The 15,784-nt window shown below is 71.4% G+C and carries 16 protein-coding genes; 9 read left to right on the top strand and 7 right to left on the bottom strand.

The features are described 5' to 3' along the window. Nucleotides 1–109: 109 nt before the first annotated feature. Both rocD and AB0C36_RS31160 read right to left on the bottom strand, forming a co-directional pair. Complete coding sequence (gene rocD, locus AB0C36_RS31155; RefSeq protein ID WP_358360611.1) at nt 110–1,321, bottom strand: ornithine--oxo-acid transaminase; 1,212 nt, start codon at nt 1,319–1,321, stop codon at nt 110–112. Nucleotides 1,322–1,386: 65 nt separating this feature from the next. Next, nucleotides 1,387–2,241: a dimethylarginine dimethylaminohydrolase family protein gene (locus tag AB0C36_RS31160; protein WP_358360614.1), complete on the bottom strand. Its 855-nt coding sequence runs from the start codon at nt 2,239–2,241 to the stop codon at nt 1,387–1,389. A gap of 345 nt (nt 2,242–2,586) precedes the next feature. On the opposite strand from AB0C36_RS31160, the gene trpS reads away from it, so the two are divergent. From trpS to AB0C36_RS31175, 3 genes are all read left to right on the top strand, one after another. Then, on the top strand, nt 2,587–3,612 hold the full coding sequence (trpS, locus tag AB0C36_RS31165; protein ID WP_358360617.1) for a tryptophan--tRNA ligase: 1,026 nt from the start codon (nt 2,587–2,589) through the stop codon (nt 3,610–3,612). 31 nt (nt 3,613–3,643) lie between these two features. Continuing rightward, nucleotides 3,644–4,156, top strand: a complete 513-nt coding sequence (locus AB0C36_RS31170) for a 2'-5' RNA ligase family protein (RefSeq protein ID WP_358360619.1) — start codon at nt 3,644–3,646, stop codon at nt 4,154–4,156. An 82-nt stretch (nt 4,157–4,238) separates the two neighbouring features. Beyond that, a complete protein-coding gene (locus tag AB0C36_RS31175) occupies nt 4,239–5,285 on the top strand; it encodes a YihY/virulence factor BrkB family protein (RefSeq protein WP_358360622.1) in 1,047 nt (348 codons plus the stop codon). A 54-nt stretch (nt 5,286–5,339) separates the two neighbouring features. Here the strand turns inward: AB0C36_RS31175 and AB0C36_RS31180 are convergent, their stop codons facing one another. Continuing rightward, nucleotides 5,340–6,515: a D-alanyl-D-alanine carboxypeptidase family protein gene (locus tag AB0C36_RS31180; RefSeq protein ID WP_358360624.1), complete on the bottom strand. Its 1,176-nt coding sequence runs from the start codon at nt 6,513–6,515 to the stop codon at nt 5,340–5,342. Nucleotides 6,516–6,731: 216 nt separating this feature from the next. Here AB0C36_RS31180 and AB0C36_RS31185 point away from each other — a divergent pair, with 216 nt between their 5' ends. The 3 genes from AB0C36_RS31185 (at nt 6,732) to gdhA (ending at nt 9,914) form a co-directional block, all read left to right on the top strand. After that, nucleotides 6,732–7,079 carry an SCO4848 family membrane protein gene (locus AB0C36_RS31185; protein WP_358360626.1) on the top strand — a complete coding sequence of 116 codons (348 nt, stop codon included), beginning with the start codon at nt 6,732–6,734 and terminating at the stop codon, nt 7,077–7,079. After that, nucleotides 7,072–8,289: a cytochrome P450 family protein gene (locus tag AB0C36_RS31190; protein ID WP_358360629.1), complete on the top strand. Its 1,218-nt coding sequence runs from the start codon at nt 7,072–7,074 to the stop codon at nt 8,287–8,289. The genes AB0C36_RS31185 and AB0C36_RS31190 overlap by 8 nt, the downstream gene beginning before the upstream one ends. A 287-nt stretch (nt 8,290–8,576) precedes the next feature. Continuing rightward, a complete protein-coding gene (gene gdhA, locus AB0C36_RS31195; protein ID WP_358360632.1) occupies nt 8,577–9,914 on the top strand; it encodes an NADP-specific glutamate dehydrogenase in 1,338 nt (445 codons plus the stop codon). Between the two features lie 137 nt (nt 9,915–10,051). Here gdhA and AB0C36_RS31200 read toward each other — a convergent pair whose 3' ends face one another. Next, nucleotides 10,052–10,909 carry an SGNH/GDSL hydrolase family protein gene (locus AB0C36_RS31200; RefSeq protein WP_358360634.1) on the bottom strand — a complete coding sequence of 286 codons (858 nt, stop codon included), beginning with the start codon at nt 10,907–10,909 and terminating at the stop codon, nt 10,052–10,054. Between the two features lie 218 nt (nt 10,910–11,127). Further along, entirely contained in the window at nt 11,128–11,631 is a 504-nt protein-coding gene (locus tag AB0C36_RS31205; protein WP_358360637.1) for a MarR family winged helix-turn-helix transcriptional regulator, read from the bottom strand. A gap of 140 nt (nt 11,632–11,771) precedes the next feature. Here AB0C36_RS31205 and AB0C36_RS31210 point away from each other — a divergent pair, with 140 nt between their 5' ends. The 3 genes from AB0C36_RS31210 (at nt 11,772) to AB0C36_RS31220 (ending at nt 13,966) form a co-directional block, all read left to right on the top strand. Then, the gene (locus AB0C36_RS31210) at nt 11,772–12,551 is read left to right on the top strand and encodes a trans-aconitate 2-methyltransferase (protein ID WP_358360639.1); all 780 of its coding nucleotides are present in this window, start codon (nt 11,772–11,774) and stop codon (nt 12,549–12,551) included. 59 nt (nt 12,552–12,610) lie between these two features. Then, complete coding sequence (locus AB0C36_RS31215; RefSeq protein ID WP_358360642.1) at nt 12,611–12,973, top strand: VOC family protein; 363 nt, start codon at nt 12,611–12,613, stop codon at nt 12,971–12,973. A gap of 72 nt (nt 12,974–13,045) precedes the next feature. Then, on the top strand, nt 13,046–13,966 hold the full coding sequence (locus tag AB0C36_RS31220; RefSeq protein WP_358360644.1) for an ADP-ribosylglycohydrolase family protein: 921 nt from the start codon (nt 13,046–13,048) through the stop codon (nt 13,964–13,966). A 103-nt stretch (nt 13,967–14,069) separates the two neighbouring features. Here the strand turns inward: AB0C36_RS31220 and AB0C36_RS31225 are convergent, their stop codons facing one another. Beyond that, complete coding sequence (locus AB0C36_RS31225) at nt 14,070–14,735, bottom strand: TetR family transcriptional regulator (RefSeq protein WP_358360647.1); 666 nt, start codon at nt 14,733–14,735, stop codon at nt 14,070–14,072. A gap of 7 nt (nt 14,736–14,742) precedes the next feature. Then, nucleotides 14,743–15,705 carry an acyl-CoA desaturase gene (locus AB0C36_RS31230; protein ID WP_358360650.1) on the bottom strand — a complete coding sequence of 321 codons (963 nt, stop codon included), beginning with the start codon at nt 15,703–15,705 and terminating at the stop codon, nt 14,743–14,745. Nucleotides 15,706–15,784 lie beyond the last annotated feature (79 nt).

Here is a 15,784-nt window from a genome sequence, read left to right on the forward strand (position 1 = left end):
ACCGCCACCGACAGCTGTGGGGCCGACCCGAATTGGGGCGGCCCCACAGCTGTCGGTGGCGGTTGCCGATGCGTCCGCCCAGGTCCCCGATGCGGCGCGTTCGCGGCGCTCAGCCGCTGAGCACCGCCCGCAACTGCTCCAGCCCCCAGTCGAGATCGTCCTTCTCGATGACCAACGGCGGCGCGATGCGGATCGTCGTGCCGTGGGTGTCCTTCACCAGGACGCCGCGTGCCATCAGCTCGCGGGACACGTCGCGCCCCGTTCCGCGCGCCGGGTCGATGTCGACGCCCGCCCACAGGCCGCGGCCGCGTACCGCGGTGACCGGGCCGCCGACCAGCGCGTTCAGCTCGCGGTGCAGATGTTCGCCCAACTCGGCGGAGCGCTGCTGGAATTCGCCGCTCCGCAGCATCTCCAGCACTTCCAGTCCGACCGCGCACGCGAGCGGGTTCCCGCCGAAGGTCGAGCCGTGCTCGCCCGGCTTGTAGACGCCCAGCACCTCGCGTGAGGACACCACCGCCGAGACGGGCAGCACGCCGCCGCCCAGCGCCTTGCCCAGGATGTACATGTCGGGCACGACGCCCTCGTGCTCGCACGCGAACGTGCGGCCGGTGCGGCCCAGTCCGGACTGGATCTCGTCGGCGATGAACAGCACGTTGTGCTCCGTGCAAAGCCGCCGCACCTCCGCCAGATAGCCCGGCGGCGGGACCAGAACGCCCGCCTCGCCCTGGATCGGCTCCAGCAGCACCGCGACGATCTCGGGGTCGGCCGCCACGACGTTGCGGAGCGTCTCGGCGTCGCCGTACGGCAGCACCTCGAACCCCGGTGTGTAGGGCCCGAAATGGCGCCGGGCGTCCTCGTCCGTGGAGAAGCTGACGATCGTCGTGGTCCGGCCGTGGAAGTTGTCGGTCGCCACCACGATCTTCGCGCGGCCGTCCGGCACGCCCTTGACCTCGTACCCCCACTTGCGGGCCGTCTTGACCGCGGTCTCGACGGCTTCCGCGCCGGTGTTCATCGCGAGCACCATGTCCATGCCGCACAGCTCCGCGAGCTGTCGGCAGAACGGCGCGAACCGGTCATTGTGGAAGGCGCGGCTGGTCAGCGTGACGCGGTCCAACTGCTGCTTGGCGGCCTCGATCAGGCGCGGGTTGCGGTGCCCGAAGTTCAGGGCGGAGTACCCGGCCAGCATGTCGAGGTAGCGGCGGCCCTCGACGTCGGTCATCCACGCGCCCTCGGCATGCGCGACGACCACGGGGAGGGGGTGGTAGTTGTGCGCGCTGTACGTGTCGGCGAGCGCGATCAGTTCCTCGTCGTGCTTGATCATGGCGTCCTTCCGCCCGACATCGACAATCCCGGAGAACCCGGACTTTAGCGGGCACTTGGCCCAGTTCACCGATTGTCGCGCAGTTCGAGCACGCAGCTGCGGACGCCGACGCCGAAACCGGCGAATCGTGACATGTCCAGGGGAACGCTGCGGAACCCGTGCCGGGCCAGCTGGAGCGCCAGGCCCGGTGCCCGGTCGGTGAGCACCACCGTGCGGCCGTCGCAGAGTGCGTCCAGGCCGCCGGCCAGGGCGTCCGCCTCACCCACCGGGATGCGCTCGGGGAACAGCCGGGCGAGGCGTTCGCGCGCCGCCACCGAGAAGGCCGCCGAGTGGTACGCGATGGTCCGGTCGGTCAGCACGGCTATCGCGCTGCCCAGGCGCGTGAAGCGCGGGTTCGTCAGCTCCAGCGGCACGACCGGCAGCCCCAGGAACGCGCCCGCCTCCCGGTGCGCCCGCGACTCGGTGTGCGGCCCGGACGCGGCCAGCAGGTGGCGCCCGGCCGGTACCAGGTCGATCTCGCCCTCGTGCGCGAACACCGGCTCCAGCCTGGTGCCGTACCCGCGGTCGGCGAACCAGCGCAGGTACGCCGGAGCCTCGGGCTGCCGCGCCGTGCTGCGGAACCGCGCGCCGAGCACGCGGCCGTCCACGACGGTGGCGGCGTGCGCCGCGAAGACCATGCCGGGCAGCCCGCTGCGCGGCGGGATCAGGCTGACGCGGTGGCCCAGGCGCAGCAGCGTCTCGCGCAGCAGCCCCCACTGGTCCATCGCACCGGGCGCCTCCGCTGACTCCAGATGGGTCGGCGGGCACATCGCGTAGTGCCGGGTCGAGCCGCGGCGTCCGGCCGACTCGCGGCGCCGGCGCGGCCGCGGCAGCCGGGTCTGCCCCCGGGTCGTCCGCGACTTGGCGGGAAGCCACAGCATGCCGGACCCCGCCGAGGGCACGGAAGAAGTCGGGCGCACGCGGTCTCCCCCTTTTGGCTGACGGCAGCGCGGACGGCAGCGTTCCCACCCGGGCGCCCGGGGTCTCCGGGGCCCGACGTCTTCGCCGAAACCGACCGACCCGGATCGTCACCCTCGATGCCCGGTCCGCGACCCTCGGTGTCGGCCGTCGTCAGCCTAGGCGGGCGGGCGGGGCCCGGTAAATGGGTGAACGTTGCGCGCCTGTGCGCGATCGTTGCGGCTCCGGCGCGCACGGCGGCGCATCGTTGCGGGCAGTGTGCGCGTACCCGGGATGGAGTAGCCGCCGGAGCCTGCGAGAATGGCGGCATGGTCTCGACGGTCTCCGCGCGCCCCCGTGTGCTGTCCGGCATCCAGCCCACCGCCGGCTCGTTCCACCTGGGCAACTACCTCGGCGCCGTGCGGCAGTACGTCGCGCTGCAGGAAGCAAACGACGCCTTCTACATGGTGGTCGACCTGCACGCCATCACGGTGCCGCAGGACCCCGCCGAGCTGCGCGCGAACACCCGCGTGTCGGCGGCACAGCTGCTGGCCGCCGGGCTCGACCCGGACCGGTGCGCGCTGTTCGTGCAGAGCCACGTGCCCGAGCACGCCCAGCTCGGCTGGGTGATGAACTGCCTGACCGGGTTCGGCGAGGCGTCGCGCATGACGCAGTTCAAGGACAAGTCGGCCAAGCAGGGCACCGACACGACGACCGTCGGGCTGTTCACCTACCCGATTCTCCAGGTCGCCGACATCCTCCTTTACCAGGCGAACGCGGTGCCGGTCGGCGAGGACCAGCGCCAGCACCTGGAGCTGACGCGCGACCTCGCGCAGCGCTTCAACTCGCGGTACGGCGCGACGTTCACGGTGCCCGAGGCGTACATCGTCAAGGAGACCGCCAAGATCGTCGACCTGCAGGACCCGACGATCAAGATGAGCAAGTCGGCGTCGTCCCCCAAGGGCATCGTCAACCTGCTCGACCCGCCGAACCAGACCGCCAAGAAGATCAAGAGCGCGGTCACCGACACCGGCACCGAGGTGCGCTACGACGAGAAGGAGAAGCCGGGCGTCAGCAACCTGCTGGCGATCCACTCGGCGGTCTCCGGCACCCCGGTCGCGGAGCTGGAGCAGCGCTTCGCCGGTCGGATGTACGGCGACTTCAAGAAGGAGGTGGCCGAGGTGCTGGTCGACTTCGTCACGCCGTTCCAGGAGCGCTTCCACCTGTACCACGACGACCCGGCCGAGCTGGACCGCACGCTCGCGAAGGGGGCGGCCAAGGCGCGCGAGGTCGCGTCCGTCACGCTCGCCTCCGCGTACGACCGCATCGGCCTCCTGCCGCCGGCCGGAGCCTGAGGCACCCGGCGGGAGCGGACCGGAGCGGACCATGCGCACCATCGGCGTCTCGATCGCGATCCCCGAGCCCTGGGGCGGACAGCTCCAGGACTTGCGGGCGGGTTTCGGCGACCCCTTGGCCAGGGCCATCCCGACCCATGTGACGCTCCTGCCGCCCACCGAGATCGCGGAGGACGCGCTCGACGACGTCGAGGCCCACCTGCGCGCCGTCGCGGCGGCCGAGCACCCGTTCCCGATGATCCTGCGCGGCACCGGGACGTTCCGGCCCACGTCGCCGGTCGTCTTCATCCAGGTCGCGCTGGGCATTCCGGACTGCGAGCGCCTGGAGGAGGGGGTGCGGACCGGGCCGCTGACGCGTGAGCTGCACTTCCCGTACCACCCGCATGTCACCGTCGCGCACCACCTGCCGGACCACGTCCTCGACCGGGCGTTCGACAAGCTCTCGGGCTACGAGGCGTCCTTCGAGGTGACCGGCTTCAGCCTGTACGAGCACGGCGACGACGCGGTGTGGCGCCCGCGGCGCGCGTTCCCGTTCGGCGGCTGAACCGCGCGGCGCCGCGCGGGCGCCCGCCCTCCTGGTCGGTCCGGGTGTGTGGGCAGGGCCGAATCCGGGCACACGTGCATCCGTGGCGATCAAGGACAAGCTCCAGACGATGCCGGTCGTGGGCCGCACCATGCGGGCGTACGAGAGGTACACCGATCGCGACGGGAATTTCTCCGCCGCGGCGGTGACCTTCTACGGGTTCCTGTCCCTCTTCCCGCTGCTCGCACTCGCCGCGGCGGTGGTCGCGGCCGCGCTGAGCCCCGGCCGGGTGCAGGAGCTCCAGGACAAGATCTCCGACCAGATCCCCGGCATCGCCGACAAGATCAACCTGTCCGCGCTGGTGGACAACGCCGGCACCGTCGGTCTCATCGGTGGTGTCCTGCTGCTCATCTCGGGCCTGGGCTGGGTCGAGGCGCTGCGCCCGTCGATCCGCAAGATGTGGTTCGCCGACGAGGAGAAGCCCGAGGGCGTGAAGGCCACCGTCCTCGGCAAGCTCAAGGACATCGGCGTGCTGATCGGGCTCGGGCTCGCGATGGCGCTGTCGGTGGGTGCGTCGACGTTCGCGACGAGTGTCATCGGCCGGATCTCCGAGTCGATCGGGCTGGACGACCAGCCGGTCGGCCGGGTGCTGCTGCAGATCGCGGCGATCGCGGTGGCGGTGTTCGCGAGCGTGGTGCTCTTCGTCTACCTGCTGGTCGGAATGCCGCGGCTGACGATGCCGCGGCGCACCGCGTTCCTCGGCGCGCTGATCGGCGCGATCGGTTTCGAGCTGCTGAAGCTGCTGGTCGCGTCGTACATTTCCGGGGTCGCCGGCAAGAGCATGTACGGCGCGTTCGGTGTGCCCGTCGCGCTGCTCCTGTGGATCTACTTCGTCACCCGGCTGCTGCTGTTCTGCGCGGCGTGGACCGCGACCGACAAGCGCGCGGAGAAGTACGTCGAAGAGAAGGCGCACGAAGCCGACGAGAAGTCCGACGCCGCGGTCGAGTGGTCGGCCGCCGATGCGCCGGAGCGGGCCCGGGCGGACAAGCCGCCGCACACGCTGCGCAGGTACGCCCTCGGTATGCTCGGCACGGCGGGAGCGGGTGTCGCCCTGGAGCGCATCACCCGCCGCCCGAGCGCCGGTTCCTGACGCCTCCTCAGCCGCGGGCGGCGCAGGCGGCCACGGGGGAGATCGGGCAGGCGGTCAGGGGAGTATGTCGTCCTCGAAGTGCACGGTCGGCGTCAGCAGTCCGCGGCGCCGGAGTACGAACACCGTGACACCGCCGACCAGCAGCACGGCCGGGATGCCGATCCCGGCCCACAGCCCCCACGCGGGGCCGTCGTCCGACGCCCCCGCGGCCTTCTCGACACCCGGCACCGCGGCGGCCTGGCCGGGCTTCTGGCCGCCGGTCGAGGAGGCGGTGCCCGGCGCGCCGGTCGGGTCGCCTTCCGCGCCGACCAGCTCGCCGACCGGCTTGACCGAGTTCGCCGAGGCGAATCCCCAGTCGAGGAGCTGCTTGGTGAACTCGTACGTCTTCCCCTTGCCGGCGACGTGCATGATGCTCACCACCAGGGTCCGCCCGTCACGCGTGGCGGCGCCGACGAACGTGTTCTGCGCGTTCGTCGTGTAGCCGTTCTTGACTCCGATCATCCCGGGGTAGGTGCCCAGCATCGTGTTGGTGTTGGTGATGCCGAACGTGGTGCCGTCCTTGCCGGGGAACTTGGCGTCCTTGGTGGCCGCGTAGCCGCGGAAGTCCGGGTTCTTGAGGCCTTCACGGGCGAACAGCGCCAGGTCGTACGCCGACGAGACCTGCCCCGGCGCGTCGTACCCGTCCGGCGACACCACGTGCGTGTCGTGCGCCTGGAGGGACTTGGCGCGCTCGTTCATCTGCGCCACGGTCGCGTCGATGCCGCCGTTCATGTGGCACAGCACCCGGACCGCGTCGTTGCCCGAATGCAGGAAGACCCCGTTCCACAGGTCCTCCACGCGGTAGGTGAAGTTCTCCTTTATGCCGACCGCGCTGCTGCCCGCGCCCATGCCGAGAAGTTCCTCGTTGGTCACCAGGTGTGTCTGGTTGCGGTCGAGCTTGGGGAGCACGGTGTCCGCGAACAGCATCTTGAGCGTGCTGGCCGGGGCGAGCTTCCAGTGCGGGTTCTTGGCCGCCAGGATCTGACCCGTCGACAGATCGGCCACGAGCCACGAGTACGCCTCGACGGGGGGCGGCCCGGCGGCGCCCGGCTGGAGTTCCGCCTGCACGCCGGGACTCGCGAGCCGGTCGCCGCCGAGCGCCGACATGTCGGACGGCGGCGGGGGCTCGGGAGGGGCGGTGGGCGACGGCGGCGGACTGGTCTGCGGCAGTCGCGGAGCTGCCCCTGCCACGCTTGGGGCTCCCCCGAGAACACCTGCGATCAGTACCGCACCGACGGCGGCGAAGCGCGTCGCCGGTCCAGACCTATATGACATGCAGATGAGCGTATCCGCGCGACCCGCCTGCGGTTGACGTGGGAACACGACGCATACTGGACACGGACGCGACTGTGACCGAATGGCCTAGCGCGCGTCCGTGAGAGTCTCCGAAGGAACAGGTGCACCGCCATGCGGATCGGCCGCAAGACCTCCGCCCTGCTTGTGGTGTTCGGCGTCTGGACGTGGATCCTGTGGCCGAACTTCCTCAAGAACATCTGGAAGGACGAGAAGTCCTGGAACGACGGGCCGACGGCCTTCTTCCTGGTCCATCTCGCCCTGACCGTGGTGTCCTTCGCGGCGGGCAACGCCATCGGCTGGCTGGGCGTCAAGGGCCTGCGCGCGACACGCCGCGGGGATGCCGGGACGGCGGCGGGCACGTCGGCCGACACGCCCGCGGCGCAGCCCGCCGGGGGACCGGGGGCGGCCCGGGGCGAGGCCCGCGACGTGGCAACGGCGTCCGCCGGCCCGCGTGGCTGACGACCCGGGGCTGTTCACGCGCGAGTTCGTCGCCGACCCGTATCCGGCGTACGCGTACCTGCGCGAGCACGCCCCCGTGCACCGCACCACGCTGCCCAGCGGCGTCGAGGCGTGGCTCGTGACCAGGTACGCCGACGCCCGCCAGGCGCTCGCCGACCAACGGCTCAGCAAGAACCCACGGCACTCCGAACAGGCATGGAAGCAGGGCAAGGTCGGGGTGCCCGGCGAGCAGCGCTCCGGCATCGGGGCGCACCTGCTCAACCTCGATCCGCCGGACCACACGCGGCTGCGGCGGCTGGTCTCCAAAGCCTTCACCCCGCGCCGCGCCGAGGAGTTCCGGCCGCGCGTCCAGGAGCTGACGGACCGGCTCATCGACGGCTTCGCGGCCGCCGGCGAGGCGGACCTCATCCACGACTTCGCGTTCCCGCTGCCCATCTACGCGGTGTGCGACCTGCTCGGGGTGCCCGAGGAGGACCAGGCGGACTTCCGCACCTGGGCGGGCATGATGATCCGGCACGGCGCCGGCCCGCGCGGCGGCGTGGCCCGGGCGGTGCGGCACATGCAGGGCTATCTGAAGGAGCTCATCCACCGCAAGCGCGGCGACCTCGGCGACGACCTGATCTCCGGGCTGATCCGCGCGAGCGACCACGGCGAGCACCTCACCGAGGACGAAGCCGCCGCGATGGCGTTCATCCTGCTGTTCGCCGGCTTCGAGACCACCGTCAACCTGATCGGCAACGGGCTGCTCACGCTGCTGACCCACCCCGAGGCCCGGGCCCGCCTGCAGGACGAGCCGGACCTGCGGGTCGCCGCCGCGATCGAGGAACTGCTGCGTTTCGACGGGCCGGTGGAACTGGCCACGTGGCGCTTCACGACGTGCGATACGCCGGTCGGCGGTGTCGTCATCCCCGCGGGCGAACCCGTTCTGGTGGTTCTCGCGTCCGCGGATCGCGACCCGCGCCGGTTCGCGGACGCGGACACCCTGGACCTGGCCCGGAGCGACAACCCGCATCTGGCGTTCGGCCACGGCATCCACTACTGCATCGGGGCGCCGCTGGCCCGGCTGGAGGGCCAGATCGCGGTGACCACGCTGCTGCGTCGCCTGCCCGACCTGGAACTCGCGGAACCGGCCGCGGAATTGCGGTGGAGAGGTGGTCTCATCATGCGCGGACTGCAGCGCCTGCCGGTGCGGTTCACCCCGAGCCCGTGACGGGCCGCGACCCCGGCGCCGCGCTCCGCGGGACGCCGGCCGAACCGCGGGCCCCGGAACGCCCTTTGCCGGTGCGGGCCGCCGGATCCCCGAGATCCGGCGGGCCCGTACCGCCCCGCCCGACGAGACGTCTTCCCCGCCGTCCCGTCCTGTGTGCACATCGACTTGTTTACACCCGTGACCGCGGTCACACAACGGGTGGCGGACATAATCGCCCGGGCAGGGTGATTTCTGGGGACAGTTGCCGCGATAGGGTTTTCGCGTCGCCAAGGAAGGGGAATTGATCCGTGGCCGTTTCCGACGGACTCCATGCGGAGATCCTGCGCCGGAACCCCGGGGAGCCGGAATTCCACCAGGCCGTACGCGAGGTACTCGACTCGCTCGGCCCGATCCTCGAAGCGCGGCCGGAGTTCGTGGACGCCCGCGTTCTCGAGCGCGTCTGCGAACCGGAAAGGCAGGTCATCTTCCGGGTCCCCTGGCAGGACGACGAGGGAATCGTCCAGGTGAACCGGGGATTCCGGGTGGAGTTCAACAGCGCGCTCGGGCCGTACAAGGGGGGCTTGCGCTTCCACCCGTCGGTGAACCTCGGAATCGTCAAGTTCCTGGGGTTCGAGCAGATCTTCAAGAACGCCCTGACCGGCCTCGGCATCGGCGGCGGCAAGGGCGGCAGCGACTTCGACCCGCGCGGCCGCTCGGACGCCGAAGTGATGCGCTTCTGCCAGTCGTTCATGACCGAGTTGTACCGCCACCTCGGCGAGCACACCGACGTCCCGGCGGGTGACATCGGCGTCGGCGGCCGGGAGATCGGCTACCTGTTCGGCCAGTACCGCCGCATCACGAACCGCTGGGAGGCCGGCGTGCTGACCGGCAAGGGCGCCGCGTGGGGCGGTTCGCTCGCCCGCCCGGAGGCCACCGGGTACGGCAACGTCCTGTTCACGGCCGCGATGCTCGCCCGCCGGGGCGAGGAACTCGCGGGCCAGCAGGTCGTCGTCTCCGGCTCCGGCAACGTCGCGATCTACTCGATCGAGAAGGCCCAGGCGCTGGGCGCCAACGTGCTGACCGCCTCCGACTCCGGCGGCTACATCGTCGACGACAAGGGCATCGACCTCGAACTCCTCAAGCAGATCAAGGAGTTTGAACGCGGCCGGATCAGCGAGTACGTGGCGCGGCGGGGCGCCTCGGCGCGGTACGTCGCGGGCGGCAGCGTCTGGGACGTGCCGGCCGACGTGGCGCTGCCGTCCGCGACGCAGAACGAACTGGACGCCGACGCGGCGCGTACGCTCGTGCGCAACGGCGTCAAGGCGGTCTCCGAAGGCGCGAACATGCCGACCACGCCCGAGGCGGTGCACCTGTTCCAGGAGGCCGGCGTCGCGTTCGGGCCGGGCAAGGCCGCCAACGCCGGCGGCGTCGCCACCAGTGCGCTGGAGATGCGCCAGAACGCCGGGCGCGAGTCCTGGACGTTCGACGCCGTGGAGTCCGAACTCGCGGCCATCATGGGCGACATCCACGACACCTGCTTCGCCACCGCGGAGAAGTACGGGCGTCCCGGCGACTACGTCCTCGGTGCCAACATCGCGGGCTTCGAGCGCGTCGCGGACGCGATGCTCGCCCAGGGCCTCATCTGATTCGGCCCGCCCGGGCGCCCGCCCGAGCCGGCCGGCGCCACTCGACAGACGGAGAGGGGCCGCGTACGTCCGCCCGGACGCACGCGGCCCCTTTGCCGTGCCGCTTTCTCAGGTCATCGCCCGCACGTCACGTCACGTCACGGCCTGAGCTTTGCCGCGAACGTGTCCGCGAGCACCTGGTATCCCGTGGGATTCGCGTGGATGTCCTGCCGCGTGCACATGAACGTCCACTGGCAGATGCGCGCCACATTCAGCGGCACCGGCCCGACCCCGGGAAGCGGCACCTCGGGGGAATAGGCCCGGCTGGAGAAGGCCAGCGCGACATCGGCGACCGCGAAGTCCCGCTCACGCAGTTTGAACGAGATGATTCCGTTCAGGACTTCCTGCAACAGACTTGTCAGATAAGCGAGTTGTTTGCCCTGCTCACCGGTGAGCCAGGCGGCGAGCGACGGATTGTAGTAAGTCATGCCGGCGTACTGGACGTTCTTTCCGCCCGCGGCCCGCAGGCGCTTCAGGATGACCGGCAGATTCTCGGAGACGGTGTCCATTCCCGCCCGGGCGCAGACGAGGTCGATGCCCGTGACACCGCGGGCGCAGCGCTGCACGTCGTTCGCCCCGATGTCGATCGTCACGTAGCGGACCTTGCCCCGGTGGTCGCGCAGGAACCGCTCGGCGGCGGCGAGTTGGCTGCCTTCGGGGTACGTGCAGCGGTCCCCGCCGTTGCGCAGCGAGGTCGTGGTCGCTCCGCTGCACCCGAGCTTGACGTGCCGCAGATCGGGATCGTTCGCCTTCAATGCGGCGAACAGCCGGTCGGTGTAGCCCTGGTCGGTGTCTCCCTGCCCCGGCATATAGCCCTTGGCGAGCGAGTCGCCGAGTGAGACGTAGTACGTCGGGCCGCTCGCCGCCGGTGCGGCGGACGCCGTTGCGGCGCCCCCGACGGCGATCAGAACGGCGCTGAGGAGTGCGGCGAGCAGCGTGCCCGGTCTCGTACGCATGCCGTGGTCCCTCCCGCTGGGACCGCCGGGCGGCGGTCACCTGGCGCCCATCTTGAGCGCGCGGGCGGAATCGCACCAGATCGCCGCGCGAAACGGCGGGCGGCCCACAGGAGATCGACCGGACAACAGAAATCGCCCGGCGGTAGGTTGCGCACCGGGGCACCGGGGCACCGGGGCACCGGGGTCGCCCGACAGGCGGACGTGCGGCGGGAGATCGGTCAGTGCGACGCGGCGTGGTTGTCGAACGGCGCGACGACCGAGCGCAGCAGGTCCGCGAGCGCGGCGCGCTGCCCGGTGTCGAGTCCGGCGAGGATGTCCCGCTCGTGCTCCAGCAGTTCGGCCATCGCGGCGTCGACGCGGTCGCGTCCGTCGTCGGTCAGGCGCACCAGCACGCCGCGGCGGTCGCCCGGGTCCGGCTGCCGCAGCACGAGGCCCTTCGCGGCGAGCCGGTCGATGCGGTTGGTCATCGTGCCGGAGGTGACCAGCGTCTGGGTGAGGAGCTGACCCGGCGAGAGCTGGTACGGTGCGCCCGCACGACGAAGCGCGGACAGCACGTCGAACTCCCACGGCTCCAGGTCGCGGGCGGAGAAGGCGAGCCGCCGCGCGCGGTCGAGGTGCCGGGCCAACCGGGTGACGCGGCTGAGCACCTCAAGCGGCTCGACATCGAGGTCGGGGCGCTCGCGCTGCCACGCCTCGATCAGTCGGTCGACCTCGTCCTTCATGCCCGTCATTCTAGCGAGTGTTTTGATGACGAGCCTCTTGATGTCAAGACAAATCTTGATCAGGAAGCTACTCTGGTGGAGTTGTCTTGATGTCAAGATAAAGCGTCGATGCCAATCGTCGGCGGCACCGGGAGGCCGTTGTGTGGGACCCCGACCAGTACCTGCGGTACGCCGACGAACGCGGCCGCCCCTTCCGCGACCTGCTCGCGCGCGTCCCCGTCGCGGCACCGCGCCGGGTCGTCGACCTCGGGTGCGGGCCGGGCAACGCGACGGCGGAACTCGCGGCGCGCTGGCCCGAGGCGTACGTCACGGGCATCGACAACGCGCCGGAGATGATCGAGGCCGCGGGCGAGTACGCCCGCCCCGGCCGCCTCGACTTCCGGCTCGCCGACGTGGCCGCGTGGGCACCCGCCGACGGCGACGCCCCGGTCGACGTGATCGTCGGCAACGCCGCGCTGCACTGGGTCCCCGGCCACCTCGCCCTGCTGCCGGGCTGGACCGACGCGCTGGCCGCCGGCGGCGCCCTCGCGGTGCAGGTGCCCGGGAACTTCGCCGACCCCGCGCACGTGCTGCTCGGCGAACTGGCCGCCTCCGCGCGGTGGAAGGACCGCCTCGGCGGCGTGGCCCTCCTGCGCACCGAGGTGGGGTCCGCCGACCAGTACCTGGACGCGCTCGCGCGGCCGGGGTTCCGGGTCGACGCGTGGGAGACGACGTACCGCCATGTGCTGCACGGGCCCGACCCGGTCCTCGGGTGGGTGCGGGGCACCGCCCTCCGGCCGGTGCTGGCGGCGCTCGACCCGGCGGAACAGGCCGAGTTCCTGGCCGCGTACGGCGCGCTGCTCGCGGACGCGTACCCGCCCCGGCCGTACGGGACGGTCCTGCCCTTCCGCCGCATCTTCGCCGTCGCCGTCAAGGACTGAGGACCCGGAACAACCGAGAGCTGAGAACCGAGAACCGAGAACCGAGAGGAGGATCCGACGTGTTCGTCGCGATCGACCACGTGCAGCTCGCGATCCCCGCCGGAAGCGAGGGCGTGGTGCGGGCCTTCTACACCGGCCCGCTGCGCATGACCGAAGTGCCCAAGCCGGCGGCCCTCGCGGTCCGCGGCGGCTGCTGGTTCGCCGCCGGACCGGTCCAACTCCACCTCGGCGTCGAGGCGGACTTCCGCCCCGCCCGCAAAGCGCACCCCGCACTCGTCGCGGACGACCTCGACGCGCTCGCCGAGCGCCTGGCCGCCGCGGGGGCGCCGGTGCGCTGGAGCGACGAGATCCCGGGCGTACGGCGGTTCCACACCGAGGACCCGGTCGGCAACCGCATCGAGGTGCTCGCGCCCTCCGGCTGAACGGACCGAACACCCGTGTGCCGGGGGTGAAACCGCTCGCGGGTCCGGCCGGGCGGACGGGAGGATGGCCGGATGGAACGCATCCACAACGCCGCCAGGTCACTGCGCGGCCTCGCCCTCGGAGACTCTTTCGGACAACGCTGGTTCTTCCGCAAGGGGGCCGAGCGCGTCGACGAGCTCGCCGCCCGCCGCACGCCCGCCGAAAGCCCCTGGAACTGGACCGACGACACCGCCATGGCGCTGTCCGTCGTCCGCATCCTGCACCTGCACGGCCACATCGACCAGGACGCCCTGGCCGACCACTTCGCGCACGCATACGTCGCCGACGCGTACCGCGGCTACGGCCCGTCGATGCACGGCGTCCTGCGCGCGATCCACGAAGGTGCCGACTGGCGCGAGGTCACGACCGCGCAGTTCGAGGGCCAGGGCTCGTGGGGCAACGGGTCGGCGATGCGCGTCGCGCCGCTGGGCGCCTGGTACGCCGTCGACGACCTCGACCTGGTGGTCGAACAGGCCGCGCTCAGCGCGGAGGCCACCCACGCACACCCCGAGGCGACCGCGGGCGCGGTGGCCGTCGCGGTGGCCGCGGCGCTCATGACGGCGGGCCGCGCCCGGCCGGCTTCCGACCCGCAGGCGTTCCTCGGGCAGGTCGCGGACCACACACCGCACAGCGAGGTGCGCGGCGGTCTGCGTACGGCCGCCTCTTTCGCGGCGGGCACCACCTGGCTGCACGCCGCCGAAGTCCTCGGCACCGGAAAGCGCATTTCCTGCCCGGACACCGTGCCGTTCGCGCTGTGGACCGCGGCGCACAACCCGGACGACCTCGTCGAGGCGTTGTGGACGACCGCGTTCGGACTCGGTGACGTCGACACCACGTGCGCGATCACCGGAGGTGTCGTCGCCGCGCGGACGGGGCTCGACCGGGTCCCGGACGCGTGGCTCGCGGCGGCCGAGCCGGTGCCGGACTGGGTGGAGGCGGGCAGCACCGCATAGCCGTCGGCCGCGCCGCGCCGGGAAGACCGCGCGAAACGGATGGGCGATCGCGCTTCCGGGACATTCTCCCGAAGGCGCGGTCGCCCGGGCGCGCGGGCCGCGCCTACGCGCGGTCGTGCTTGCGGCGGGTCACCAGACGCGGGTTCTGTTCCAGGCCGGAGAGCCCGTTCCACGCGAGGTTCACCAGGTGTGCGGCCACCTCGGACTTCGCGGGTGTGCGCACGTCGAGCCACCATTGGCCGGTCAGCGCGACCATGCCCACGAGCATCTGCGCGTACATCGGCGCGAGTTTCTGGTCGTAGCCGCGCGACGCGAATTCCAGCCCGAGGATGTGCTCGACCTGCGACGCGATGTCGCTGATGAGTGACGCGAAGGTGCCGGTGGACTGCGCCACCGGCGAATCGCGGACCAGGATCTGGAAGCCGTCGGTCGAATGCTCGATGTAGTCGAGCAGGCCGAACGCGGCCTGCTCGAGGAGTTCGCGCGGATGGCCGCCGGTGAGGGCGCTGGTGACGCCGTCCAGGAGGATGCGCATCTCGCGGTCGACGACGACTGCGTACAAGCCCTCCTTGCCGCCGAAGTGCTCGTACACGACGGGCTTCGACACGCCGGCCTTCGCCGCGATCTCCTCGACGCTCGTGGCGTCGAACCCGCGTTCCGCGAACAGGGTCCGACCGATGTCGATCAGCTGCTCGCGCCGTTCCTTTCCGGTCATGCGCACACGACCGCCGCCGCGCGGAGCACCGCCGCGTCTGCTGCTTTCGGTCATCGCTCCATCATGCCGCGCGCCGCGACTCGATCCGCGCACGGTCCGGCCATCGCACGTCGGAAACCCATCCGAGTTTCTCCATCCAGCGGATGATGCGGGCACTGGAGTCGAGTTGACCGCGCAGTACGCCGTGCCGCGCGGCGGTCTGGTCGGCGTGGTGCAGGTTGTGCCACGACTCGCCCATCGACGGCACCGCGAGCCACCAGACGTTGCCCGACTTGTCGCGCGACCGGAAGGGCTGGTTGCCGACGGCGTGGCAGATCGAGTTGATCGACCAGGTGACGTGGTGCAGCAGGCCGACGCGGACCAGGCCGGCCCAGAAGAACGCGGTCAGCGCACCCTGCCAGGACCACGTGATGAGGCCGCCGGCGAGGGTCGGCAGCAGCAGCGACGCGGCCACCCAGAAGGGGAACTGCCGGGAGACGCGCACCATGTCGGCGTCCTTGAGCAGGTCGGGCGCGTACTTGTCCTGCGGCGTCTGCTCGATGTCGAACAGCCAGCCCATGTGCGCCCACCACATGCCCTTGGTCAGCGCGCGCACGCCGGTGCCGTAGCGCCAGGGGGAGTGCGGGTCGCCGTCCTGGTCGGAGAACTTGTGGTGCTTGCGGTGGTCGGCGACCCAGCGGACCAGCGGGCCCTGCACCGCCATGTTCCCGGCGATGGCGAGGCCGATGCGCACCTTGCGGCCGGCCTTGAACGAGCCGTGCGTGAAGTACCGGTGGAAGCCGATGGTGATGCCGTGTCCGGTGATCGCGTACATGACCGCGGCCAGCACCACGTCGAGCCACGAGAGGCCCCAGCCCCACATCACCGGGACCGCGGCGACGAGGGCGGCGAACGGAAGGCCGATGAACAGGGCCAGGGCGAGTTGTTCGGCCCAGTTCTTCTGCTCCCCGCCCAGCGTGCCCCTTGTCGGGGCCGGCGTCGGGGTCTCGGTTTCGAGCACGGCGGTGCCGGACGGAGGTGTCATGGATTCCCTCGCACGTCGGGGACGGGGGTCTGCGGAGCGGAGTCGGCGCCTGTCTGAAGGCATACGTACGCGTAACCTA

Source organism: Streptodolium elevatio, from assembly GCF_040649515.1.
In the GTDB taxonomy this organism is placed as follows: Bacteria; Actinomycetota; Actinomycetes; order Streptomycetales; family Streptomycetaceae; genus Yinghuangia; species Yinghuangia elevatio.